At 68.0% G+C, this 24,559-nt stretch carries 21 protein-coding genes; 10 read left to right on the top strand and 11 right to left on the bottom strand.

The annotated features are described in order from the left end of the window. Nucleotides 1-59 precede the first annotated feature (59 nt). Nucleotides 60-665: a BON domain-containing protein gene (locus TSH64_RS26645; protein ID WP_109449695.1), complete on the top strand. Its 606-nt coding sequence runs from the start codon at nt 60-62 to the stop codon at nt 663-665. A 12-nt stretch (nt 666-677) separates the two neighbouring features. After that, nucleotides 678-2,144, top strand: coding sequence for a hypothetical protein (locus TSH64_RS26640; protein ID WP_109449693.1), 1,467 nt, complete (start codon nt 678-680; stop codon nt 2,142-2,144). 75 nt (nt 2,145-2,219) lie between these two features. Here the strand turns inward: TSH64_RS26640 and TSH64_RS26635 are convergent, their stop codons facing one another. From TSH64_RS26635 to mdh, 5 genes are all read right to left on the bottom strand, one after another. After that, nucleotides 2,220-3,218 carry an NAD(P)H-quinone oxidoreductase gene (locus TSH64_RS26635; protein ID WP_109449691.1) on the bottom strand — a complete coding sequence of 333 codons (999 nt, stop codon included), beginning with the start codon at nt 3,216-3,218 and terminating at the stop codon, nt 2,220-2,222. A gap of 424 nt (nt 3,219-3,642) precedes the next feature. Next, nucleotides 3,643-4,560 carry an IclR family transcriptional regulator gene (locus TSH64_RS26630; RefSeq protein WP_098737493.1) on the bottom strand — a complete coding sequence of 306 codons (918 nt, stop codon included), beginning with the start codon at nt 4,558-4,560 and terminating at the stop codon, nt 3,643-3,645. A 124-nt stretch (nt 4,561-4,684) separates the two neighbouring features. Further along, the gene (gene sucD, locus TSH64_RS26625; RefSeq protein ID WP_109449688.1) at nt 4,685-5,560 is read right to left on the bottom strand and encodes a succinate--CoA ligase subunit alpha; all 876 of its coding nucleotides are present in this window, start codon (nt 5,558-5,560) and stop codon (nt 4,685-4,687) included. Between the two features lies 1 nt (nt 5,561). Then, nucleotides 5,562-6,761: an ADP-forming succinate--CoA ligase subunit beta gene (sucC, locus tag TSH64_RS26620; protein WP_109449686.1), complete on the bottom strand. Its 1,200-nt coding sequence runs from the start codon at nt 6,759-6,761 to the stop codon at nt 5,562-5,564. Nucleotides 6,762-6,891: 130 nt separating this feature from the next. Beyond that, on the bottom strand, nt 6,892-7,860 hold the full coding sequence (gene mdh, locus TSH64_RS26615; protein WP_109449684.1) for a malate dehydrogenase: 969 nt from the start codon (nt 7,858-7,860) through the stop codon (nt 6,892-6,894). A 270-nt stretch (nt 7,861-8,130) separates the two neighbouring features. Here mdh and TSH64_RS26610 point away from each other — a divergent pair, with 270 nt between their 5' ends. After that, nucleotides 8,131-8,625: a hypothetical protein gene (locus TSH64_RS26610; RefSeq protein ID WP_109449682.1), complete on the top strand. Its 495-nt coding sequence runs from the start codon at nt 8,131-8,133 to the stop codon at nt 8,623-8,625. 33 nt (nt 8,626-8,658) lie between these two features. Here the strand turns inward: TSH64_RS26610 and TSH64_RS26605 are convergent, their stop codons facing one another. From TSH64_RS26605 to TSH64_RS26595, 3 genes are all read right to left on the bottom strand, one after another. Further along, nucleotides 8,659-9,882: a DUF2336 domain-containing protein gene (locus tag TSH64_RS26605; protein WP_247873162.1), complete on the bottom strand. Its 1,224-nt coding sequence runs from the start codon at nt 9,880-9,882 to the stop codon at nt 8,659-8,661. Nucleotides 9,883-10,029: 147 nt separating this feature from the next. Continuing rightward, entirely contained in the window at nt 10,030-10,938 is a 909-nt protein-coding gene (locus TSH64_RS26600) for a hypothetical protein (RefSeq protein ID WP_109449678.1), read from the bottom strand. Between the two features lie 493 nt (nt 10,939-11,431). Beyond that, entirely contained in the window at nt 11,432-13,000 is a 1,569-nt protein-coding gene (locus TSH64_RS26595) for a lysine--tRNA ligase (protein WP_109449675.1), read from the bottom strand. Between the two features lie 215 nt (nt 13,001-13,215). Between TSH64_RS26595 and TSH64_RS26590 the strand changes: the two genes are divergently transcribed. The 3 genes from TSH64_RS26590 to TSH64_RS26580 are packed head-to-tail and all read left to right on the top strand — an operon-like array spanning nt 13,216 to nt 14,399. Then, entirely contained in the window at nt 13,216-13,539 is a 324-nt protein-coding gene (locus TSH64_RS26590) for a multidrug efflux SMR transporter (protein ID WP_109449673.1), read from the top strand. A gap of 51 nt (nt 13,540-13,590) precedes the next feature. Then, nucleotides 13,591-13,929, top strand: a complete 339-nt coding sequence (locus TSH64_RS26585; RefSeq protein ID WP_109449671.1) for a metalloregulator ArsR/SmtB family transcription factor — start codon at nt 13,591-13,593, stop codon at nt 13,927-13,929. After that, nucleotides 13,926-14,399 carry an SRPBCC family protein gene (locus TSH64_RS26580; RefSeq protein ID WP_109449669.1) on the top strand — a complete coding sequence of 158 codons (474 nt, stop codon included), beginning with the start codon at nt 13,926-13,928 and terminating at the stop codon, nt 14,397-14,399. The genes TSH64_RS26585 and TSH64_RS26580 overlap by 4 nt, the downstream gene beginning before the upstream one ends. A gap of 30 nt (nt 14,400-14,429) precedes the next feature. On the opposite strand, the gene TSH64_RS26575 is transcribed toward TSH64_RS26580, so the two are convergent. The 3 genes from TSH64_RS26575 to secA form a co-directional block, all read right to left on the bottom strand. Beyond that, complete coding sequence (locus TSH64_RS26575) at nt 14,430-17,189, bottom strand: EAL domain-containing protein (protein ID WP_247873161.1); 2,760 nt, start codon at nt 17,187-17,189, stop codon at nt 14,430-14,432. 129 nt (nt 17,190-17,318) lie between these two features. Then, nucleotides 17,319-17,804 (bottom strand): large conductance mechanosensitive channel protein MscL, encoded by a 486-nt coding sequence (gene mscL, locus TSH64_RS26570; RefSeq protein ID WP_247873160.1) that lies wholly within the window; start codon nt 17,802-17,804, stop codon nt 17,319-17,321. A 99-nt stretch (nt 17,805-17,903) separates the two neighbouring features. Continuing rightward, on the bottom strand, nt 17,904-20,666 hold the full coding sequence (gene secA, locus TSH64_RS26565; protein WP_109449667.1) for a preprotein translocase subunit SecA: 2,763 nt from the start codon (nt 20,664-20,666) through the stop codon (nt 17,904-17,906). A gap of 439 nt (nt 20,667-21,105) precedes the next feature. Between secA and TSH64_RS26560 the strand changes: the two genes are divergently transcribed. From TSH64_RS26560 to TSH64_RS26545, 4 genes are all read left to right on the top strand, one after another. Further along, complete coding sequence (locus tag TSH64_RS26560) at nt 21,106-22,068, top strand: peptidylprolyl isomerase (RefSeq protein ID WP_109449665.1); 963 nt, start codon at nt 21,106-21,108, stop codon at nt 22,066-22,068. 130 nt (nt 22,069-22,198) lie between these two features. Beyond that, nucleotides 22,199-23,437: a bifunctional glutamate N-acetyltransferase/amino-acid acetyltransferase ArgJ gene (gene argJ, locus TSH64_RS26555; protein ID WP_109449663.1), complete on the top strand. Its 1,239-nt coding sequence runs from the start codon at nt 22,199-22,201 to the stop codon at nt 23,435-23,437. Between the two features lie 21 nt (nt 23,438-23,458). Continuing rightward, nucleotides 23,459-24,043, top strand: a complete 585-nt coding sequence (locus TSH64_RS26550) for a GNAT family N-acetyltransferase (RefSeq protein WP_109449661.1) — start codon at nt 23,459-23,461, stop codon at nt 24,041-24,043. Further along, nucleotides 24,040-24,483 (top strand): (deoxy)nucleoside triphosphate pyrophosphohydrolase, encoded by a 444-nt coding sequence (locus TSH64_RS26545; protein ID WP_161958144.1) that lies wholly within the window; start codon nt 24,040-24,042, stop codon nt 24,481-24,483. The genes TSH64_RS26550 and TSH64_RS26545 overlap by 4 nt, the downstream gene beginning before the upstream one ends. The last annotated feature ends 76 nt before the right edge of the window (nt 24,484-24,559 follow it).

Raw genomic sequence — 24,559 nt, 5'->3', positions numbered from 1 at the left:
TTTCCGGCCGCGCGCCGATTCCGCCCGGCGCTGGCCACGCAGGCGAAGGGAGGCACACTGTGACGGGTTCGAGCCGCCTTTGGACAGTCTTCGCGCTCGCCTGCACCGCCGGTGTCTCGCTGGCCGGCTGCGGGCCGCTGGTGCTGGGTGCCGCGGGCGGGACCGCCGTCGTGGCGACGCAGGAGCGCGGCTTCGGCGGCTTCGTCAGCGACACCGAAATCCGCGCCCGCATCAACTCGCTGTGGCTGCAGCATTCCATCGACCTGACCAACCGCATCGGGCTGACCGTCGATCAGGGCCGCGTCCTGCTGACCGGCCGCGCCGCCGACGCGCAGATGCGGCTCGACGCGGTGCGCCTCGTCTGGCAGGCGCAGGGCGTGAAGGAAGTCATCAACGAAATCCAGATCGACAACGGGTCCAGCATCCTGGACACCGCCCGCGACACCTGGATTTCGACCCAGATCCGCAGCCGCATCACCTTCGATGCGGATATTCATAGCCAGAACTACAGCATCGATACCGTCGATGGCGTTGTCTATCTGATGGGTGTCGCGGCGTCACAGGAAGAGCTGGACCGCGCGCTCCAGCACGCCCGGTCGGTGCCCAACGTCCAACGCGTCGTCAGCTACGTCCGTCTGCTCCCGAACTCAAACATCCAGGGTTGAACCCCGACCGCCATGGCCTCCGCCCTATCCCGTGTCCTCGCCGTTCTCCGCACCGCCGCCGTCGCCGCAGCCTTGAGCCTGCCGGCGGCGTTCGCGGCCGGTCCCGCTCCGGCGCAGGACGCGGCGGTACAGGCCGCACAGGACATGGCCGGGCAACCGGATGGGGCGAAGCAGACCGTGCTGGCGCTGGACCAGGACGGCGGCGGGGCGGACAACCCGGCCGCCGGCACGCCGGGCCCGGCCAACCGCCTGTTCGTCCAGGCCTTGCAGCTGATCCGTCAGGCCGACAACACCTATGACGTCGCCGAGGAGGGCCGCCTGCTGAAGGAGGCGGACAAGCTGTTCAACGACATCGTGACGAAGTATCCCGACAGCCCGCTGGCGGTTCAGCTCGTCACCAACCAGTTCGTCGGCGATTTCGACTTCTACGAATTCCGCTCGCGCATCCGCGCGCTGGTCTGCAACGACCAGCTCAACAGCCTGTGCTTCCTCCACCGCATCGGCGAGATGCTGCCGCCGGTGGAGACGCCGATCAACGCGGCGCGCTGGGACTGGCTGTCGCTGGCCGTCGCCTACCAGCAGCTGGGCGACACCGGCCGCGCCAAGGAGATCATGGCGCCCTTCGTCAGCGCGGTCCGCCGCGGCGGCGTCGCCGACAGCTCCGGCCAGGATCTGTTCGTCGCCCGCGCCCTGTCGCTGATGGGGCAGTCGCCGCTGGCACTCGACATCACCCGGCAGATCAACGACTGCTCGACCCGCATCTACAACCTCGCCGACATCGCCAAGGCGGCGGCGTGGCGCGGCGACAGCGGCCTGACCAACGCGCTGGCCGACGAGGCCAAGAGCTATGCCTCCAGCCACAATTGCGCCTGGGAGCTGGGGCTGGTCGCCCAGACGCTGCTGCGCGCCGGCAAGGAGGCGCAGGCCCGCACCCTGTTCCTGAACACGGTCGAGACGCAGTTCTCCAAGTTCAAGGAAACCCGCGGCGACTGCTGCCCGCCGGAACTGGCGGTGGCGGCAGCCGACATCGGCGAGCCGAAGCTGGCGCTGGGCCTGCTCAGCACCGTGCAGGACGAGAATCCCTGGACCATCCCGGCGGTGCTGGGGCGGCTGGCCAAGCGCGGCGAGGCGGGCATGGCGGTCGCCTACGCCGATCAGGTGGCGGACATCGACACCCGCGGCGAGGCCTATGCCGAGTTGATCGAGGCGGCGATGAAGCGCGGCGAGCCGGCCGTCGCCAACGACCTCATGAACCGCCTGAACAAGCTGACTGACGAGGCCGCCGGCCGCCGGCCCGGCCTGCTGGCGCAGCGGGCCAAGGCGGAGAAGGCCTTCTACAACGACGACCGCTGGCGCCGGACCTTCCAGCTGGCGATCAACGCGGCGGAGAAGGCCAGCAACTTCGTCCGCCGCGACATCGGCGCCCCGCTGCTGGCCGCGCTGGTCCGCATTGAGACCGGACTGCCGATGCTGGATTGAGGGTGCAGCGACCTCTTGAAATTCCCCCTCCCACCCCCGGGGAGAGGGGATTGCTGGATCTGAGAGAGCTTCCGCTCACCCCACGGCCAGCACCAGCTTGCCGACATGCTGGTTGCTTTCCATCAGCCGGTGGGCGTCCGCGGCTTGTGCGAGCGGGAAGACCTCGTGGACGACCGGCTTGACCGTGCCGGCGGCCACCAGCGGCCAGACGCGGGCCTTCAACTGTTCGGCCACCGCCTGCTTGTAGGCGATGGGCCGCGCCCGCAGGGTCGAGCCGGTCAGCACCAGCCGCTTGGTCATGACGGGGAAGAAGTTCACATTGGCCGTCGCCCCGCGGACGAAGCCGATGCAGACATAGCGGCCCTCGACCGCCAGAGCGTCGATGCTGCGGGCGACGTAATCGCCGCCGACGATGTCCAGCACCACATTGACGCCGGCACCGCCGGTCGCCTCCTTGACCACCGCGACGAAATCCTCCTCGGCATAGTCGATGGCGCGTTCCGCACCCAGCCGGACGCAGGCGGCGCATTTCTCCGCCCCGCGGGCGGTGGCGAAGACCCGCGCGCCGAAGGCCGCTCCCAACTGGATCGCCGTGGTGCCGATACCCGACGTGCCGCCATGGACCAGCAGCGCCTCGCCGGGCTGGAGCGCGCCGCGCTCGAACACGTTCGACCAGACGGTGAAGAAGGTCTCCGGCAGGGCCGCCGCCTCGGCCATCGACAGGCCGTCGGGGATCGGCAGGCATTGCGCCGCCGGCACCACGCAATACTCGGCATAGCCGCCGCCGGCCAGCAGGGCGCAGACCGGATCGCCGATGCGCCAGCCCTCCACCCCCTCGCCCAGCGCATCGACAATGCCGGCGACCTCCAGGCCGGGGATGTCGGTGATGCCCGGCGGCGGGTTGTACTTGCCGAGCCGCTGGAGCACGTCCGGCCGGTTGACGCCGGCGGCCTGGACGGCGATGCGGATCTCGCCGGGTGCGGGATCGGGAACCGGGCGGTGCGCCGGGACCAGCACCTCCGGCTTGCCGGGCTGGCTCACCTCGATTGCCGTCATCAGTCTTGAGTCTGCCATTCGGATCACTCCCCTGCCCTGTTCTTGTGAAAGATCTGGGGGGCACTGTGTCGTCGCGGCGGACGGCCAGTCCACGCGGCGATGGATCCGATTTCGCCCTGCGGAAAAGTCAAAAAAATGGCCGTGCTGCACACAGCACGGCCAGTCTCCGAGAGAAGCGCGAACATGCAAAACAACACATCCGCCCGATGAGAAAGGAACGCCTTTCCCGAGACAGACAATCGCACAGGTCCCGCTGATTTTCCCGAGAAAAAAGACGCTTTTCCATTCCGTGGAAACACCTCTTTTCTCAAGAAAAAGGGCCGCATCCCGTGAGGAATGCGGCCCTAAGTGCGCCAGGGAGGAATGCCAACGTGCACCACCTGCCGTCAGCTCTTGGCGTTCTCTTGCTCTAGGCGTCTGCTTGTCCCTTGTGAGGAACGGGTCAGTTGGGAACCGGCACGCGGCCGCCCAGCTCCTGCGTCACCGCCGCGGCGGCGCGCTTGACCATCTCGCCCAGGGCGCGCAGCCGCGCGTCCTCGATGCGCCGGCTGGAGCCGGACAGCGACAGGGCCCCCATCACACGGGAATTCTCGTCGAAGATCGGAGCGGCGACACAGCGCAGGCCGGACACCCGCTCCTCCTGGTCCAGGGCATAGCCGCGGGTGCGGACCAGCGTCAGGTCGCGGTACAGCGCCGGCAGCGACGACAGGGTGCTGCGGGTGAACTGGCGCATGCCGCGCTGGGTCACGATGGTCTGCACCTTGGTCTCGGGCATGCCGGCCAGCAGCGCCTTGCCGACGGCGGAACAGTGCAGCAGCGTGCGGTCGGCCTGCGGCACCGCGACCTGGGCCGCACGGGGACCGCCGACGCGGGCCAGATAGAGCGCCTCGCCATTCTCCTCGACCGCCAGATTGACGATCTCGCTGCTCTCCTCCATCAGGCGGCGCATGCGGGGGCGGGCGACATCGACCAGATTGCGGGTTTTCAGAAAGTTGGCGCCGGTCATGTAGGCCTGCACGCCGACCACCCAGCCGCGCGCGCTCTGGTCGAAGCGCACATAGCGCTCGTACTGCAGCGTCGTCAGCAGGCGGTGGGTAGTGGAGGGCGACAGGTTCGCGGCCTCCGACAGCTCGGTCAGCGTCATCGGACCGTCGTTGGAACCCAGGATCGTCAGGATGTTCAGGGCGCGGCACAGCGACTGGACCACTTGGCCGCGCTCGGCCTTGGCCTCCTTGCCGTTGTCGTTCTTCACCCGCGGCGTCTCGATGATCGCGGTCTTGATGATGGCCGCGGCGCCCTCGCTGGGGTCGTCGTGGATGATGCGGCGGGCCAGGATGCTGTTTTGGGCTTGCGCTTTCATGTCCCATCTCCCTCGGGGTCCGGCGCGTTGGTTGCGCCTGTCTGTTGCGGCTGATGGCGTGAGTGACAGAAGGCTTGGCTAAGGCCGCGGGACCGTCGCGGACGGCGGTCCCGCGGGGGACTGGTTACCCTTTGAAAATCGACTGCATGGTGGAGCCCAGGCTGGCGGGGCTGTCGGCGACGGCGATGCCGACCGACTTCATGAAGTCGATCTTGAAGTCGGCGGTGTCGTTGCCGCCGGAGATCACCGCACCGGCATGGCCCATGCGGCGTCCCGGAGGAGCCGTGCGGCCGGCGATGAAGCCGACGACCGGCTTCTTGGTGCCCGAGGCCTTGATGAACTCGGCGCCGCGGACTTCGGCGTCGCCGCCGATCTCGCCGATCATGATGATGCCCTCCGTCTCCGGGTCCTTCACCAACAGCTCCAGGCTGTCGACGAAGTTGGTGCCGTTGACCGGGTCGCCGCCGATGCCGATGCAGGTGGTCTGGCCGAGGCCGGCCGCCGTGGTCTGCGCGACGGCCTCATAGGTCAGCGTGCCGGAGCGCGAGACGATGCCGATCTTGCCGCGCTTGTGGATGTGGCCCGGCATGATGCCGATCTTGCACTCGTCCGGCGTGATGATGCCGGGGCAGTTCGGGCCGATCAGGCGGGTCGCCGAACCGTTGAGCGCGCGCTTGACGCGGACCATGTCCAGCACCGGGATGCCTTCGGTGATGCAGACCACCAGCGGGATCTCGGCGTCGATAGCTTCCAGGATCGCGTCGGCCGCAAACGGCGGCGGCACGTAGATCACGGAGGCGTTGGCGCCGGTCTTCTCGACCGCCTCGGCGACGGTGTCGAAGATCGGCAGGTCGAGGTGCTTGGCCCCGCCCTTACCCGGCGTCACGCCGCCGACCATCTTGGTGCCGTAGGCGATGGCCTGTTCGGAGTGGAAGGTGCCCTGGGCTCCGGTGAAGCCCTGGCAGATCACCTTCGTGTTCTTGTCGACGAGAACAGCCATGTTACGCGGCCTCCTTCTTCACGGCGGCGACGATCTTCTTGGCTGCGTCGTCCAGATTGTCGGCGGACAGGATCGGCAGGCCGGATTCGGCCAGGATCTTCTTGCCCAGATCGACATTGGTGCCTTCCAGGCGCACCACCAGCGGCACATGCAGCTTCACGTCGCGCGCCGCGGCGACCACACCCTCGGCGATCACGTCGCAGCGCATGATGCCGCCGAAGATGTTGACCAGGATGCCTTCGACGTTGCTGTCGGACAGGATCAGCTTGAAGGCCGCGGTGACGCGCTCCTTCGTGGCGCCGCCGCCGACGTCGAGGAAGTTGGCCGGCTCGGCACCGTACAGCTTGATGATGTCCATGGTCGCCATCGCCAGGCCGGCGCCGTTGACCATGCAGCCGATGTTGCCGTCGAGCTTGACGTAGTTCAGCTCGTGCTTGGCGGCTTCGATCTCCGCCGGGTCTTCTTCCGCCTCGTCGCGCAAGGCGGCCACGTCCTTGTGACGGAACAGGGCGTTGTCGTCGAAGCTCATCTTGGCGTCGAGCGCCAGGATGTCGCCCGAGCCGGTGACGATCAGCGGGTTGATCTCGACGATGGCGCAGTCCAGATCCACGAAGGCCTTGTAGGCGGCCTGGATGAACTTGGCGGCGGCACCGACCTGCTTGCCTTCCAGGCCGAGCGCGAAGGCGACCTTGCGGGTGTGGTAGCCCTGGATGCCGGTGGCCGGGTCGACCGCGACCTTGATGATCTTCTCGGGCGTGTTATGGGCGACCTCTTCGATCTCCATGCCGCCTTCGGTCGAGGCCATGATCGTCACGCGGCCGGTGGCGCGGTCGATCAGCATGCCGAGGTACAGCTCGCGCTTGATGTCGGCGCCTTCCTCGATGTAGAGGCGCTTGACCTCGCGGCCTTCCGCGCCGGTCTGCTTCGTCACCAGGACGCTGTTCAGCATCTCGGCGGCGTTCTTGCCGACCTCCTCGATCGACTTGACGACGCGGACGCCGCCCTTGCCCTCGGGGTTGTTCTTGAAGCGGCCGGCGCCGCGGCCGCCGGCGTGGATCTGGGACTTCACGACCCAGACCGGACCGCCCAGCTCGCGGGCGACCGTCTCGGCCTCCTGCGGGGTGTAGGCAACGCCGCCGCGGGGAACCGCGACGCCGTACTTCTTCAGCAGGCTTTTCGCCTGGTACTCATGGATGTTCATCGGGCGTCCATCTGTTTTTTGTTTCGGCTGACGAGAACGGGTCGACTGAAGGACAAGACGGGCGCACCACCGGCGTCCACCCGGCCCGGATATGGGCCGGGTGGACGCCGGAGACCGCGCGATCCGTTCTTTAGGAAGCGGACTTCTCGGCGTCCAGCTTCTTGACGACGTCGACCAGCGTCTTCACCGCGTCGACGGAGTTCTGGAACATCGCCTTCTCTTCGTCGTTCAGCTCGATCTCGATGATCTTCTCGACGCCGCCGGCGCCGATGATCGTCGGGACGCCGACGTAGAGGTCGTCCTGGCCGTACTGGCCGCTCAGGTGGGCGGCGACCGGCAGAACGCGCTTCTGGTCCTTGAGGTAGGACTCGGCCATCTGGATGGCGGAGGCGGCCGGGGCGTAGAAGGCCGAGCCGGTCTTCAGCAGCTTGACGATCTCGGCGCCGCCGTCACGGGTGCGCTGAACGATGGCGTCCAACTTCTCCTGCGTGGTCCAGCCCATCTTGACCAGATCGGGCAGCGGGATGCCGGCGACGGTGGAGTAGCGCACCAGCGGGACCATGGTGTCGCCGTGGCCGCCCAGCACGAAGGCGGTGACGTCCTCGACCGAGACGTTGAACTCTTCGGCCAGGAAGTAGCGGAAGCGGGCCGAGTCGAGCACGCCGGCCATGCCGACCACGCGCTCCGGCGGCAGGCCGGACGCCTGCTGCAGCACCCACACCATCACGTCGAGCGGGTTGGTGATGACGATGACGAAGGCGTTCGGGGCGTACTTGCCGATGGCCTCGCCGACGGTCTTGCAGACGCCGCTGTTGATGCCGATCAGGTCGTCGCGGCTCATGCCCGGCTTGCGCGGGATGCCGGCGGTGACGATCACGACGTCGGCACCCTCGATGACCGAATAGTCGTTGCCGCCGGTCAGGCTGGCGTTGAAGCCTTCGACCGGGGAGGTTTCGGCCAGATCCAGCGCCTTGCCGGCCGGCATGCCTTCGGCGATGTCGAACAGGACGACGTCGCCCAGTTCCTTCTGAGCGGCGAGCAGAGCCAGCGTGCCGCCAATCTGGCCGGCACCGACGAGCGCAATCTTCTTGCGAGCCATGGAGCGTTCCCTAAAACGTTTGAGCGTCCCCCATTCAGCGGGAGACTAGAACCGTTGGTCATTCTAACGTCTTAGGGATCCAGCGCCCCGAGATTTCGGAAGCGTAGGTAGCGCGTTTTGTCGCGGAGGGCAAGCATGACCGCAAGCGGAGCATTGCAGCGTTGCGTCGCACCCCCGATGATCCTTTCCAAACGCCGGAGCGTTGGGCTTTATACGTATGGTTCGCGTCCGGTCCTTACCTTGTTCGCAGATGGTCGAAGGAGAGCGCAGATGGCCAAGCTCGTGGCCCGTTTCATTCCCGGTCTGACCATGTCGCTGGCGCTTGCCGCCGGCATCGCCGGTGCCCTTGCCGCCGGTGCCGCCCAGGCCCAGACGGTCGGCGATTATACCGCCGCCATGGCCGCCGCCCCGATCACCGATCCGGCTGCGGAGGCCAGCGCCGCCTATTGCCGGCCGCTGACCAACTATGTCTACACCTCGATCCCCGACAACCAGCGCTCCAGCTGGGTGCTGCCGCTGGTGACGCTGGACGGCACGCAGTCGGCGGAGACCTCCGCCAAGCGCGACGCCTGCCTGAAGGTGCGCCAGCAGGCGCTGATCGCCTTCGACGCCGGCACCGGCGAGCAGATCGTCACCCCGGCCGAGGCGATGGAAGGCCCGACCGACCGCGGCCCCTATTACAAGGAGCCGTCGCCCGACGCCCCGATCCCGCACACCGGCCGCGCCACCCCGCGCCAGCCGATGCCGCGCGGCGGCGTGCAGTAAGGACTGTCTCCGGGGGGCGCCTCGCCCCCCCCCTTACGGCCCGACGCCGTAGCGTTCCAGGTGGCGGGCCATCTCGGCGGGGGACAGCGGGAAGCCGCTGCCCTGCCGGGCGTTCAGCATCGCCCGCGGGTGGATGCCGGCGGCGCGCGCCTGGATCTGCATGGCGCAGCGCATCGACAGGCCGGCGCGCCAGACCAGCGCGGTGACCGCCTGCGGGTCGTGGGCGTCGAGGATCAGATCCACCACCTCCGGCGCCACGCGGGCGCGCAAGGTCAGTGCCGCCCGCACGAAGCCGGTCTCGTTCCACGACATCGCGTCGCTGAGCGCCGTTTCGTCGAGCTTCCCCTGCCGGTGCAGGCGGACGGCGCGGCGTTCCGGCGGCTCGGCCGAGTCGGGCGCCTCGGCCCAGTCGATGCGGCGGCGGGTGGTCGCGGCAATCTCCGCCACCGTGGCGTCGTCGAGATCGCCGCGGCGGCGCAACGCCTCGACCACCGCCAGATCGACGAAATCGGCCAGCCGCAGCGCCAGCCGGCGGGGCAGGGCCGGGCGGCGGGCCAGCTTTTCCCGCCAGTCGGGATGGTGGGCCGACTGCTCCACCAGCGCTTCCAGAGTGGGTTCGGCGATCACCGCACCGCTGTTGTCGAGCAGGATGCCGGTCGCCTCGGCATGGCCGCTGCCGGCGATGGCGTCGGACAGGGCGGCGCCGATGCTGTGGCGCCGGGCGATGGCCGACAGCGCCCAGCCGGCCGGGGCGGCGGCGACGATGTCCAGCAGATCCTCGTCGCCCAGCGCCGCACAGCAGCGCAGCACCGGCTCCGCCACCGAGCGTTCGACATCGCGCGCCAGCGTCGCCACGACCGAGGGCGGGGCGCAGGCGATGTCCTTGATCGCCGTCGCCAGCGCCTCGCGCACGCGGACGATGTGGTCGCGGGCCAGCTGCTCCAGCGCGCGGGTCGCGACGGTGCTGACGGTGTCGGCCCCGCCCGGCGGCAGGTCGGGCAGCAGCCGGCAGAGCTTGCGGGCCAGGGTGGAGCGCACGTCGGCATCGCCCATGCCGGCCAGTCGCGATTCGACCAGGACGTCGCCGACCTGACGGGCGATGCCGCGTCCGGGCTGGGGGTCGGCAGCGGGGGGCGATTCCGGCACCGGGGCCGGCGACTCGGCGAACAGATAGTCCATCAGCTCGGGCGCGACGCCGCACTCCGTCTCCGGCGGGAGATGGGCGGAGGGGCGGGAGGGGGAGCGCCGGGCTGTCACCGGACCTGAAGCCTTGTGGTTGGGCCGCGGCCGAAGCGGAGCGGCAACGGTGGGATCATGCGGACCATCGAAACGCCCCCCTGGTTAACGGCCCCCTAATTCCGCGGCCGTGCTCCCTGTGATATCTCTCCGGAATTGCAGCGGACCTCAGCGCCGCTTGGCCGCCGGGGTGCTGCCCAGCATGCTGCGCTGCGCCAGCATCGGGCGCGGCATCTGCCGGCCGCCCAGCACGCGGACCGGCACGGATTGCTCCTGCCGATGCTTGTCGAACTGATCGAAGATGCGCAGCAGCGCCTCCGCCGTGCCCTCGCCATACTGGATGTCGGTGCGGGCGCGGCCCAGTTCCGTGCGCAGCCCGTCGCGCAGCCGGCCGAACAGCGCGTCGAACAATGTCTGGAAATGCTCCTCGGCGAAGACGAAATGGCGCTCGCGCAGCTGGTCGGTCATCCGCCGCATGAAGGTCTGGCGCTGCTGGTGGAACTGCCGGAAGCGCAGCATCACCCGGATGAAGGGCGTGTCGGCCAGCACCGCCAGCGTTTCCTCATGCGCCAGCCGCTGCCAGACCTCGGCATCGCGGTCGGTCCCCAGCCGGTTGAACAGGGCGATGACGCTGGCGTTCATCGCTTCCCATTCCTTCTCGTAGAACAGGGCGGTCAGGGTCGATTGCAGGCCGGGAAGGATCACCTGTGGAAAGCTGGCGCCGGTGATCGGATCCATGCTGTCGGGCAGCCGGGTGCGCAGGGCCGAAACCATCAGGCGGGTGACGAAGTCGCGGCGGCGACCGCCGGCCCCGATCTGCGGAGGCTCCTCCCCCATGGTTCCGGAACCGCCGCCGCAGCCGCCGCAACTCGACGCCGTGCAGGATTGGCAGATCGAGGCGAACAGCGGCAGCACCGACGGCCAATGCGCCATCATCAACCCCATGGCGCGGGTGAATTCCTCGCGCGACAGGACGCCCTTGGCGGTGAATTGCGGCTCCAGCGCCTCCTGAAAGGTGCTGACCAGAGCCTGGGCCGTGCGGTGGTGGCGTTCGAACGGCGGCTGATCGGCGGTCATCCCACGCCCTCCCTCCCGGTGCATCCCAGCCGGCCGGCGAGTGGGCCGGTCGCGGTTACCGGAACAATTTATCCGGCATTTTATCTATCCTGGCTGTGACGGCCGTCACAGGGGGGACGGGACTGGGAAGGGAAGGGGTGCTGCGGGCAAAAAAAAGGGCCGCGTCCCAAATGGGCGCGGCCTTTAGTCTAGGGAGGAAACGCACTGCAAAATGCAGTAACGAGGCGGAGTTTAAGCCCACAGCCGTGTTAGCGGTACCACGGTTTTCGTATTGGTGCGGTGCGACATCCGCATAGCGCGGTATGGAATAGAGTTTGGTTTGCCCAGCCCCTATGCGGGGAGGCAGTTTTCTGCCCGTTTCATGGGCAATTTGCCGCTTGCGGGTTGGGCGAACGGTCAAATTTGAAAATCATCGCGCCTGTGAATGTTCGCAAACGAAAAAGGGGGGCGTCTCGCGACACCCCCCTTTCCCCATCCGATGCGGACCGCAGCGTCAGGCCGCCAGCTTCTCGCGGATCAATGCCTTGGTTTCCTCGATGCCGTAAAGCTGGATGAAGGAGCCCATGCGCGGGCCGGTGGTCTGGCCCAGCAGCACCTCGTACAGCGCCTGGAACCAGGCGCGCAGCTCGGTGAAGCCGTGGGCCTTGCCGACCTCGAACACCTCGTTCTGGATGACGTCGGCGCGGGCGTCGGCCGGCACGCTGTCGAGCTTGACCAGCAGATCCTGCAAGGCCGCGCGCTCTGCGTCAGTCGGCGCGCGGAACTGCTTGGTCGGCTTGACCTGATCCTGGTAGTAGCGCACGGCATAGCCGACCATGCTGTCGAGGAACGGGCTGTTCTCCGGCGTGGCGTCGGGCGCGTAGCGGCGGATGAAGCCCCACATGGCGTCCTTGGTCTCGGCATTCGCCGCACCGGCCAGATTGAGCAGCAGGTTGAACGACACGTCGGAGCGCACCGCCGGCGGCTTGCCGTTGTGGATGTGCCAGGCCGGGTTCTCCAGCTTCTTCGCCGGCTCCTCGCCATGGACCCTGTCGACGAAGGTCAGATACTCGTCGACGGCGCGCGGGATGACGTCGAAATAGAGGCGCTTGGCCGACTTCGGCTTCTGGAACATGTAGAGGGCGAGGCTTTCCTGCGGCGCGTAGGCCAGCCATTCCTCCATCGTCAGGCCGTTGCCCTTCGACTTGGAAATCTTCTGGCCCTTGTCGTCGAGGAACAGCTCGTAATTGAAGCCTTCCGGCGGGGTGCCGCCGAGGATTTTGCAGATCTTGCCGGCGAGATCGGCCGACGGGATCAGGTCCTTGCCGTACATCTCGTAATCGACGCCCAGGCCGAACCAGCGCATGCCCCAGTCGGGCTTCCATTGCAGCTTCACATGGCCGCCGGTGACCGGCAGTTCCACCTTCCTGCCGTCCTCGTCCTCGAAGACGATGGTGCCGGCCTCGACGTTGCGCTCCAGCATCGGCACCTGGAGGACCCGACCGGTCGATGGGGAAACCGGCAGGAAGGGGCTGTAGGTGGCCTGACGCTCCGCACCGAGCGTGGGCAGCATCACCGCCATCACCTCGTCGTAATGGCGCAGGATGCCCAGCAGCGCCTCGTCGAAGCGGCCCGACTTGTACCAGTCGGTGGAGGACTGGAACTCGTACTCGAAGCCGAAGCTGTCGAGGAAGGCGCGCAGCCGGGCGTTGTTGTGGGCGCCGAAGCTGTCATGCGTGCCGAAGGGATCGGGCACCTGGGTCAGCGGCTTGCCGATATTGGCCGCCACCATCTCCTTGTTGGGGATGTTGTCGGGCACCTTGCGCAGCCCGTCCATGTCGTCCGAGAAGCAGAACAGCTTGGTCGGAATGTCGCTCATGGTCTGGAAGGCGTGGCGCACCATGCTGGTGCGCGCCACCTCGCCGAAGGTGCCGAGATGGGGCAGGCCCGACGGACCGTAACCGGTCTCGAACAGGACATAGCCTTTGGCGGGCGGAGCTTTCGCGAAGCGTGCGACCAGTTTGCGCGCCTCCTCGAACGGCCATGCCTTCGCCTGCAACGCCAGATCCCGTTCGCCGGTCATCGTCGGACCCTTTCGAAACCACAAAGATAAAGTTGGGAATGAGGGCAAAGACCCTAGGGCCGGCCGGGCGTGGCGTCAACCTTGGGCGTCCGGCCCGGCTGGCACGGATGTCCGGCGGGGGACGTCTTTGGTGGGTCTTGCGGCACCCTTTCGCCCGGTCCATCCTGCGCCCCCCGCGGAATCGGCCTTGCGGGAGTTGGCGGGGTTTCGGCGCGATGAGCTGGCTGTATCTGGTGGTGGCGATCCTGTTCGAGGTCGTCGGCACGTCGGCGATGAAGATGTCGGACGGGATGACGCGGCTCGGCCCGGCGGCGGTCGTGGTGGTGTGCTACGGCATCGCCTTCCTGCTGCTGGCCAAGGCGCTGCGCAGCATGGAGGTCGGCATCGCCTATGCGATCTGGTCGGCGACCGGCACCGCCGCCATCGCCGCCATCGGCGTCTTCGTGTTCGGCGAATCGCTGACGGTGATGAAGGTTGTCGGCATCCTCCTGATCGTCGCCGGGGTGATCAGCCTGCACATGGCGAGCGGGCCGGCATGACGGCAATAGTTAGGCGTTGACCTAAGTGTTCATCGCCGGTAGGGTGACGTCATGGATGCGGCACTCGACCTGACCTTCCGTGCGCTGGCGGACCCCACGCGCCGGGCGGTCGTCCAGGCGCTCGGGCGTGGCCCGGCGACGGTGGGCGACCTCGCAAAACCCTTCGACATGGCTTTGCCGAGCTTTCTCCAGCACTTGAAGATGCTGGAGGAGAGCGGACTCGTCGAAACGCGGAAGGTCGGCCGGGTGCGCACCTGCACGCTGAAGCCGGAGGCGCTGACGGCTGCGGAACGCTGGCTGGACGCCCAGCGGAGCCTCTGGACCAAACGGCTCGACCAGCTGGACAGCCTCGTGCTGGACCTGAACGAACGGGAGGACGGGACACCATGACCGCTATGGATTTCAATCCGCAGCTCGACCTTGAACTGAAGCGCGAGGTCGCGGTGCCGCCGCGTCTGGTCTGGCGGGCCTGGACCGAGCCGGAGCTGCTGATGAAGTGGTTCACGCCGGCGCCCTGGCGCACCACCGCCTGCGAGATCGACCTGCGGCCCGGCGGCAAGTTCCGCACGGTGATGGAAGGGCCGAACGGCGAGAGGAACGACAGCACCGGCTGCTTCCTGGCCGTGGAGCCCGAGCGGCGGCTGGTCTTCACCGATGCGCTGGGGCCGGGCTTCCGCCCCACCGGCGGCGGTTTCATGACCGCGTCCGTGACCATCGAGCCGTCGGCCGCCGGCACGCTCTACACCGCCGTCGCCTTCCACAAGGACGAGGTGGCAAAGACACAGCATGAGGAGATGGGCTTCCATCACGGCTGGGGCGCGGCACTCGACCAGCTCGTCGCCCTGGTGAAGGGCCTGTAGAAACAGGGGCTGCCTACACCCCGACCCTGCCTAAACCCCGACCTTGAACGGGTTCACCTGCCGGGCGGCGCGCTCCACCGCCTCGGCGGGGCCGGGGCGGCCGAGGAAATAGCCCTGGGCGAAGTCGCAGTTCAGGCCACGCAGGGCCTCCAGCGTCTCGGCGTCCTCCACGCCCTCCGCCACGGCGGTCAGGTTCAGGCTGTGGGCCATCTGGATGACGGCGGCGGTGATCTTGGCGCTGTCGTGGTTGCGGGTGAGGTCGGCGACGAAACCGCGGTCGATCTTCAGCTTGTCCACCGCCAGACGGCCGATGTAGGACAGGTTGGAATAGCCGGTGCCGAAATCGTCGATCGACACCTGCACCCCCATCGCCTTGATCCGGCGCAGATTGTCCATCACCAGGTCGGTGTTCTGGATCAGCATCGATTCGGTCAGCTCCAGCTCCAGCAGAAGCGGGTCGAGCCCGCTGTCGGTCAGCGCCCGCGTCACCGTGGCCACGAGGTCGCCGCGCTGAAGCTGCAAGGCCGACAAATTGACCGCCACCGACAGCGGCAACCCCTGGGTATGCCACTGCGCCGCCTGCCGGCAGGCCTCGGTCAGCACCCAGGCGCCGATCGGCACGATCAGGCCGCTGTCCTCGGCGATCGGGATGAAATCGCCGGGCGGGACCATGCCCTTGTCCGGGTGGTTCCAGCGCACCAGCGCCTCGGCACCGGTCACGGCGCCGGTCTCCAGGCTGACCTGCGGCTGGTAATGGATCAGGAACTCCCCCCGCTCCAGCGCGCGGCGCAGGCCGCTGCGGGTGGACAGATGGGCCACCGCCTCGGCGTTCATCGCCTCGGCATAGAAGCGGTGGGTGTCGCGGCCGGCCGCCTTGGCATGGTGGAGCGCGGTGTCGGCGTTCTTCAGCAGGGTGGCGAAATCCTTCCCGTCGGCCGGGGCCATGGCCACGCCCGACGACAGGGTGAGGATCAGTTCCTGCCCGCCGACCTGGAAGGGGGCGGCCATCGCCTCGTGCAGGGAGGCGACGGTTTCCACCACCGTGTCGATGTCGGGCTTGCCGGACAGCAGCAGGATGAACTCGTCGCCGCCGCCGCGGCTGACCGTGTCGGTCTCGCGCACCGCCGCCTTCAGCCGGTCCGCCACCGCGCGCAGCAGCGCGTCGCCGACGGCGTGGCCCAGGCTGTCGTTCACCGTCTTGAAACGGTCCAGCCCGCAGGCGACCAGCGCCACCAGCCGGCCGTTGCGCTCGGACCGGGCCAGGGCCTGCTCGGTGCGGTCCTGCACAAGGATGCGGTTGGGCAGCAGGGTCAGCGCGTCGTGGCGCGACAGATACTCCATCCGTTCCTGCGCCGCCTTGCGCTCGGTGATGTCGCGGACCAGGACCAGCAGCCGGCGGTCGTTGCCGTCGATCACGGCGCGCCGCATGCTGACCTCCGCCCAGAACAGCGACCCGTCCAGCCGGCGGGCATGCCATTCGAACAGCTGCGGTTCGCCGTCCGCCGCCTTGTGGATCCGGGCGGCGGCGTCGCCCCGCGTGTAGGGCGGCACGCCGGAGCTGAGCTTCTCGACGGTGAGGTCGGACAGCGGGACGCCCTCCACCCGGTACATCTCCCGCATCCGGCGGTTGACCTCCAGGATGGAGCCGCCGTCCAGATCGTGGATGAAGATGGCGTCGGTGACGCTGTCGAAGATGGTACGGACGCGCTCCTCGCTGGCGGTCAGGGCGGTGACGGCGGTGCGCAGGCTCTCGGTCTTGCTTTCGACCTGCCGGCGCAGCAGCAGGACCCAGACCAGAGCCCCGGCGCCCAGGACGGCCACCCCGGCCAGCAGCTTGACCAGCAGGTCCATCGTCTGCGGGCTGACCATGCCGGTGAGGGGGCGGCCGAGCCAGCGCTCCTCCACCGCCTTGCGCTCCTCCGGGGCGATGCGGGCGAAACCGTCGGCGATCAGGCGGAACAGGGCGGCGTTGCCCTTGCGCACCGCCCAGTGCAGTTCGCCGGTGTAGAGCGGTTCGGTGTAGCGGAAGCGCCCCTGCACCCCGCGCTTGGTCATGTAATAGCGGGCCGAGGGGTCGTCCATGCAGAAGACGCGGGTTTCCTGGCGCGAGGCGGCATCGACCATTGCCTCGAAACCGGGATAGCGCTGGAAGGCGGTGATGCCCTGGTCGGTCAGCCATTCGATGCAGAAATCGCTGTCCTTCACCCCGACCGTGAAGGCGCGCAGCGACTCCACCCCGGTGATGCCGCTGAGGTCGGCGCTGAACCAGATCGGCACGTCGACGCGGGCATAGGGCTTGGAGAAGTCGTAGATCGCCTCGCGGGCGCTGTTGCGGAAGATGGTCTCGATGACGTCGGCGTCGCCCTTGTCCATCGCCTGCCGGGCAAGCCCCCAGTCGAGCGGCATCATCCGCACCGGGATGCCGGTCTTCTGCGACCACAGCATCCACATGTCCCTGACGATGCCGACATGGGTGCCGTCCGGCGTGTGGAAGCTGTAGGGCGGGTAATTGTTGTCCAGCGTCACCCGGATCTCGGCCGGGCGGGGGCCGGCCTCCGGAAGCGGGGCCGGCACCGGGGTGTTGATCGCCGCCGCCGGGTCGCCGGCCAGAAGCGACAGCAGGAGGATCGCCAGCAGCCGCAAGACCGCGGTCCGCGCGCCGCGGATCGCCATGGGCCTCCCCTTGGGCCTCATGGAGGTGCCCCGGGCGGAACAGTCGATGGACAGCGCATGGCGGACATGGACATGGCCCTTGCCGAGGTCATGGACAGCGCAGGCGTGTGAGGCCATCTCCTCACCGCCATCGCCAGCTTATCCAAGAGGGTAACCCGTTCGACAGGCTGCGGCAACGAAGGGTTCTCGCGCGCTTGTGACAAGCTCCCGCAGCGATGGCAGCCCGCGGACGCGCCCGCCAGGAGGTCAGGGAGAGCGGTCGGCGGGCGGGGCGGCGGGCCGGGGGGTGGGCTGAGTGCCGGCCCGGTCGTTCGCCCGGTCGTTCGCCTGGGCGCGCAGGGCGTCGCGGATTTCCTCCAACAGCTGTTCCTGCCGCGGCGGGGTCTTAAGCGTTTCCTTGTGCAGGATGTGCAGCCGGTTGACCTGCCGGACGATCAGGAACAGGGCGCCCGACACGATCAGGAAATTGATGCAGGCGTTGATGAAGCGGCCATAGTTGACGGTGGCCGCACCCGCCTGTTCGGCAGCCTGGAGCGAATCGAACCGGTCGCCGGACAGGCTGAAGAAATAGTTGGAGAAGTCGATGCCGCCCATGACCCAGCCGATGGGCGGCATCAGGATATCCTTGACCAGGGAATTGACGATCCCCGTAAAGGCGGCACCGATGATGATGCCGACCGCCAGCTCCACAACATTGCCGCGGCTGATGAATTTCTTGAACTCTTCGAACATGGCGTCCCGTTTCTCCGTGGTCACGCAAGGGAAACGGGGTGGGGCAAGGATGGTTTCATGAAGGGTGGGGGAGCCCGCAGGCCCCCCGCCGAACAGCCCTCAGGCCATGCGGCCGTGGCAGTGCTTGAACTTCTTGCCGGAGCCGCAGGGGCAGGCGGCGTTGCGCGGGGTATTCTCCATCACGTCCGCCGGCAGCGGCTGGTCCTCCGGCGTGCCGATCAGCGAGGAAGCGGGCGAGGATGCGCGGACCATGCCGTCCGGCAGGGCTTCGCCATCACCGGTGCCCATGGCACCTGCCCCCATGGCGGCCATCGCCAGCGCCGGGTCCATGCGGCCCTCGTGCATCTCCTGCATCTGGCGGGCGAACAGCTCCTCCTGCGACGGCGCCATGCGGATTTCGACATGCATCAGGATGGTGGTGACCTGCTCGCGCAGAGCCATCAGCATGCTGTCGAACAGCTCGAAGGCCTCGCGCTTGTACTCGTTCAACGGATCCTTCTGGGCATAGGCGCGCAGGTTGATGCCCTGGCGCAGATGGTCGAGCTGGAGCAGGTGGTCCTTCCACTCCTGGTCCAGGATCTGGAGCAGGATGCTCTTCTCGACATGCCGCATCGTCTCGGCGCCGTAGGCCTCCTCCTTGTCCGCATATTTGCGGTCGGCGGCCTCGCGCACGCGCTCCTCGATCTCCGGCTCGGCGATGCCCTCTTCCTTGGCCCACTCCTGGACCGGCAGGTCCATGCCCAGCACGCGGTTGACCGCCTCGTGCAGGCCGTCGATGTCCCACTGCTCGGAATAGCTGTTCGCCGGGATCGCCGTCGACACCATGTTGGCGATGATCTGGTGGCGCATCTCGCGGATTTCCTCCGCGATGTCCTCGCTCTCCATCACCTCGTGGCGCTGCTCGTAGACGACCTTGCGCTGGTCGTTCATGACGTTGTCGAACTTCAGCAGGTTCTTGCGGACCTCGAAATGGTGCGCCTCGACCTTCTGCTGCGCCTTTTCCAGGGCCTTGTTGATCCAGGGATGGATGATCGCCTCGCCCTCCTTCAGGCCGAGGCGCTGGAGCATGCTGTCCATCCGCTCCGACCCGAAGATGCGCATCAGGTCGTCTTCCAGCGACAGGAAGAACTTCGAGGTGCCGGGATCGCCCTGACGGCCGGAGCGGCCGCGCAGCTGGTTGTCGATGCGGCGGCTCTCGTGACGCTCGGTGCCGATGACGTAGAGGCCGCCGGCCTGCTTGACCTTCTCGCGCGCTTCCGCGATCTCGGCCTCGATCTGAGCGATGCGGGCGTCGCGCTCGGGGCCTTCCGGAACGTCGGCCAGCTCGACCTCGATCCGCATCTGGAGATTGCCGCCGAGCTGGATGTCGGTGCCGCGGCCGGCCATGTTGGTGGCGACCGTCACCGCGCCGGCGCGGCCGGCCTGGGCCACGATGTAGGCTTCCTGCTCGTGGTGGCGGGCGTTCAGGACGTTGTGCGGGATGCCGCGCTTGTTCAGCAGCTCCGACAGCAGTTCCGACTTCTCGATCGAGGTGGTGCCGACCAGGACCGGCTGGCCGCGCTTGCGCGCGTCCTCGATCAGGTCGGTCATCGCGTGGTACTTCTCGGTCGCGGTGCGATAGACCTCGTCGTCATGGTCGATGCGCTTGACCGGGACGTTGGTCGGCATGTCGACCACTTCCAGCCCGTAGATCTCGCCGAACTCCGCCGCCTCGGTCAGCGCGGTGCCGGTCATGCCGGCCAGCTTCGGGTAGATGCGGAAGTAGTTCTGGAAGGTGATGGAGGCCAGCGTCTGGTTCTCGCGCTGGATCGTCACCTTCTCCTTGGCTTCCAGCGCCTGGTGCAGGCCTTCGGAGAAGCGGCGGCCATCCATCATGCGGCCGGTGAACTCGTCGATGATGACGACCTTGTCGTCCTTGACGATGTAGTCCTTGTCGCGCTGGAACAGCATGTGGGCGCGCAGCGCCTGCTGCGAATGGTGGACCAGCGCCACGTTCTGGATGTCGTAGAGCCCGCCCGACTTCAGCAGACCGGCCTCGGCCAGCAGCTGCTCCATATGCTCCTGGCCGGCTTCGGTAAAGCTGACGGTGCGGTGCTTCTCGTCCTTCTCGTAATCCTCAGGGACCAGCATCGGGATCAGCCGGTCGACCTGGACATACATCTCGGACGAATCGGTCGAGGGGCCGGAGATGATCAGCGGCGTGCGCGCCTCGTCGATCAGGATCGAGTCGACTTCGTCGACGATGGCGAAGTTGAAGGGCCGCTGGACCAGTTCCTCCAGCCGGAACTTCATGTTGTCGCGCAGATAGTCGAAGCCGAACTCGTTGTTCGTGCCGTAGGTGATGTCGGCGGCGTAGGCGGCGCGCCGCTCGTCGTCGTCCAGCCCATGGACGATGCAGCCGGTCGACAGGCCGAGGAAGCCGTAGACCCGCGCCATCCAGCCGCTGTCGCGCGAGGCGAGGTAGTCGTTCACGGTGACGACGTGGACGCCCTTGCCTTCCAGCGCGTTCAGGTAGACGGCCAGCGTGGCGACCAGCGTCTTGCCTTCGCCGGTGCGCATCTCGGCGATCTTGCCGCTGTGCAGCACCATGCCGCCCATCAGCTGCACGTCGAAATGGCGTTGGCCCAGCACGCGCTTGGCGGCTTCGCGCACGGTGGCGAAGGCATCCGGCAGGATGTCGTCCAGCGTCTCGCCCTTGGCCAGCCGGTCGCGCAGCCAGTCGGTGCGACCCTTCAGCTGGTCGTCCGACAGCGCGGCGACCGACGGCTCCAGCGCGTTGATCTGAGCGACGGTCTTGTGCAGCGCCTTGACCGCGCGCGTGTTGGCGGTGCCGAAAATCTTGCGGGCGAGAGCGCCGAACATGAAAACCTCGGGAGTAAAGCGGAATGTGGGCCAGCCTATCGACGGGTCTCACATAGGACTATGGCAAGGCGCTGTCAACGAGACCGGGCCGGCGGGGGCTCCGTTGCGGCATTTGCGCAGACGGCAAGGCGGGGCGGCGGGGCCGCCCGGCATGACCGCCCGGCATGACCGTTTGATGAATTCGCGTCCAGAAAGCGCCGCGGCGGTTGGCCGGCGGCGGCGGGGGCTGGTATCCCCTGCGGCGGAACACAGCTAATGGGCGGTGGCCGCGCCGCGGGACAATGGGGACCCTTGCCCCGCGCGGCTTAGCCATGCTTAATCCCCTGCGGAATCGGGCGCGGAGCGGCGGATGGCTCCGATGCCGCAGACCATGCGAAACGGGCGCCGGCCCATCGGCCGCCCATTTGTGAAGCATCCGCCGGAAGGAAACAGACACGCCATGGTTCAACGAGTGTTCCGCACCGCGCTCCTGTCGGTTGCCGCCTGTGGCATCGCGCTGGCCGCCCACGCCCAGACGCCGGCTCCCGCCACCCCGGCGCCGGCCGCTCCGGCCCCGGCCGCCGCCGCCGCTGCTCCGGCCGATCCGGTGGTCGCCCGCGTCAACGGCGAGGAGCTGCACAAGTCGGACGTCACCCGCATGGTCTCGCAGCTGCCGCCGCAGGTGCAGCAGATGCCGATCGAGATGATCTATCCGGCGGTGATCGACCAGCTGGTCAGCGGCAAGCTGGTCTCCTCGGCCGGCTACAAGGCGGGTCTGGCCGATTCGGCCGAGGTGAAGGACGAGATCAAGCGCGCCGAGGAGCGCGCGGTGCAGCGCGCCTACATCCAGAAGGAAATCAAGGCCCGCGTGACGCCCGAGGCGCTGAACAAGGCCTATCAGGACTACCTGAAGGAGAACCCGGCGCAGGAGGAGGTCAAGGCCGCCCACATCCTGGTCGAGAAGGAAGACGAGGCCAAGGCCATCATCGCCCAGCTGAAGAAGGGCGGCGATTTCGCCAAGCTGGCCAAGGAGAAGTCCAAGGACGCCGCCGCGGCGGCCCAGGGCGGCGACCTCGGCTACTTCACCAAGGACGCGATGGTCGAGCCCTTCGCCAACGCCGCCTTCGCCATGAAGCCGGGCGAGATCAGCAAGGAGCCGGTCAAGACCCAGTTCGGCTATCACATCATCAAGGTCGAGGACAAGCGGACCCAGCCGCAGCCGACGCTCGACGAGGTGAAGCCGCAGCTGGAGCAGACCCTGTCGAAGGACATGGTCACCGCGCTCGTCGAGGAACTGCGCGGCAAGGCGAAGATCGAGACCTTCCAGCTCGACGGCTCGCCGATGCCGAAGGAAGAGCCGGCGGCCGCTCCGGCCACCCCGGCCCCGGCGCCTGCCGCTCCGGCGGAACCGGCGAAGAAGTAAGCTCCGGCATTCAGGCCCCCGTCGTCCTTTTCCCGGCATAGACGGAGAAAAGGGCGGCGGGGGCCTGACGCCTTGCCGTTTTCATCGTTCCACCACGCCACAACCACTCCCCACCACGGGAATTTCCGTCATGGCCACGACCCTCTCCCCCTTGGCTCCCGCCAGCTTCCCGACGTTGCCGCCCATCGCGGGCGTGCGCATCGCCACGGCGAACAGCGGCATCCGATACAAGGGCCGCGACGATCTGCTGCTGGCCGTGCTGGATCCCGGCACCAGCGTGGCGGGCGTACTGACCCGGTCGCTGACCTGCTCGGCCCCGGTGATCTGGTGCCGCGACAGCCTGCCCAAGGGGTCGGCGCGCGCCGTGGTGGTGAATGCCGGCAACGCCAACGCCTTCACCGGCAAGGCGGGCGACGCCACCGTGCAGGCGACGGTCAACGCCGCCGCCGAGCTGGCCGGCTGCGCCCCGGACGAGGTCTATATCGCGTCGACCGGCGTGATCGGCATCCCGCTGGCCGCCGACGCCATCGGCAAGTGCCTGGCGCCGATGGCCCCGAGCCTTGCCGCCGATTCGGCCGCGTGGGAGAAGGCCGCCCGCGCCATCATGACCACCGACACCTTCCCGAAAGGGTCGGTGCGCACCGCGACCATCGGCGGGACGACGGTGACCATCGCCGGCTTTGCCAAGGGATCGGGCATGATCGCGCCGGACATGGCGACGATGCTGGGCTTCGTCTTCACCGACGCCGCCATCGCCGCCACCGCGTTGCAGGACATGCTGTCGGAGTTCACCGAGCGCACCTTCAACGCCGTGACCGTCGATGGCGACACCTCGACCAGCGACACGCTGCTGCTGTTCGCGACGGGGAAGGCGGGCAACGCCCCGGTGGCGAGCGCCGATGCCGCCGAACTGGCGGAGTTCCGCGCCGCGCTGGAGGATCTGCTGCTCGATCTGGCCCTGCAGGTGGTGCGTGACGGCGAAGGCGCGACCAAGTTCATCGCCATCACCGTGCGCGGCGCCGACAGCGACGCCGCCGCCAAGCGGATCGGCATGACGGTGGCGAACTCGCCGCTGGTCAAGACCGCCATCGCCGGCGAGGACGCCAACTGGGGCCGCATCGTCGCCGCCATCGGCCGCGCCGGCGAGCGCGCCGACCGCGACCTGATCAGGATCACCGTCGGCGGCACCCTGATCTGCGCCGAGGGGATGGAAGTCCCGGGTTACGACGAGACGCCGGTCACCGCCCACATGAAGGGCAAGGAGGTCGACATCGACATCGACCTCGGCCTCGGCAAGGGCACGGCGAAGGTGTGGACCTGCGACCTGACCCACGGCTACATCGACATCAACGGCAGCTACCGGAGCTGACGGCTTGGCGGAGCTGACGGTTTGACAGGCGGCGGAGCGGAGCCCTGGCCCGGCAGCGTTGCGACGCCCCGGCTGCTGCTCCGCACCTTCCGGCATGAGGACGTGCCGGATTTCGTGCCGCTGATCGGCGACTGGGAGGTTGCCCGCTGGCTCGCCCGGGTCCCGCATCCCTACTCGGTTGCCGATGGCCATGACTGGGTGGAACTGGCGGCGCGGGCCCATGCCGATCTCGCCGCTCTCGTCTTTCTGGCGGTGCGGGTCTCCGACGGCGTGCCTGTCGGCAGCGTCGGGTTGCAGCCGGACCTTGACCGGCCTGATGGTGCCGAGATCGGCTATTGGGTCGGCACGCCGCACCATCGCGCCGGCTATGGGCTGGAGATGGTGACCGCGATGCTGGGGATCGGTTTCGGTCCGCTCGGCCTGTCGCGGATCTGGGCCGCCACCGATCCCGACAACCTGCCGTCCCAGGCCTTGCTCCGCAAAGCCGGTTTGCGGCGGCGGGGCGAACGCCGGCAAGACTTTCCCGCCCGCGGGCGAAGCATGTCGGCGCCCTGTTTCGAAATCACCGCCGCCGAGTGGCCGGCCCGCCGAGAGGGTTCCGCATGACCGCCTGTTTCGATCCCAGCTCCACCCCCGCACCCGGTTCGCTGCCGGTTCTGCTGGTCGTCGCGGTGGCGCTCGTCGATGCCGACGGGCGCGTGCTGCTGGCCCAGCGTCCGCCCGGCAAGTCGCTGGCCGGCCTGTGGGAATTCCCCGGCGGGAAGGTCGATGCCGGGGAGACGCCGGAAGCGGCGCTGGTGCGCGAGCTGAAGGAGGAACTGGGCATCGACACGGCGGCCAGCTGCCTCGCCCCCTTCACCTTCGCGTCGCACAGCTACGAGCGCTTCCATCTGCTGATGCCGCTCTATGTCTGCCGGGTGTGGGAGGGCGACGTGATGCCGCGGGAAGGGCAGACGCTCGCCTGGGTCTATCCGAACCGGATGGGCGATTACCCGATGCCGCCGGCCGACGTGCCGCTGGTGGCGATGCTGCGGGATCTGCTGTAACGACGATACCGCGCGTTGAAAAACGGGTGGCGCGGCTGTATATTTTTCGGAGGTGGCCGGCGCGTGTTGCTGCACC

Source organism: Azospirillum sp. TSH64 (assembly GCF_003116035.1).
Taxonomy (GTDB): domain Bacteria; phylum Pseudomonadota; class Alphaproteobacteria; order Azospirillales; family Azospirillaceae; genus Azospirillum.
The sequence above is the reverse complement of the archived record's forward strand: the minus strand, read 5'-3'. Positions and strand labels throughout refer to the sequence as shown.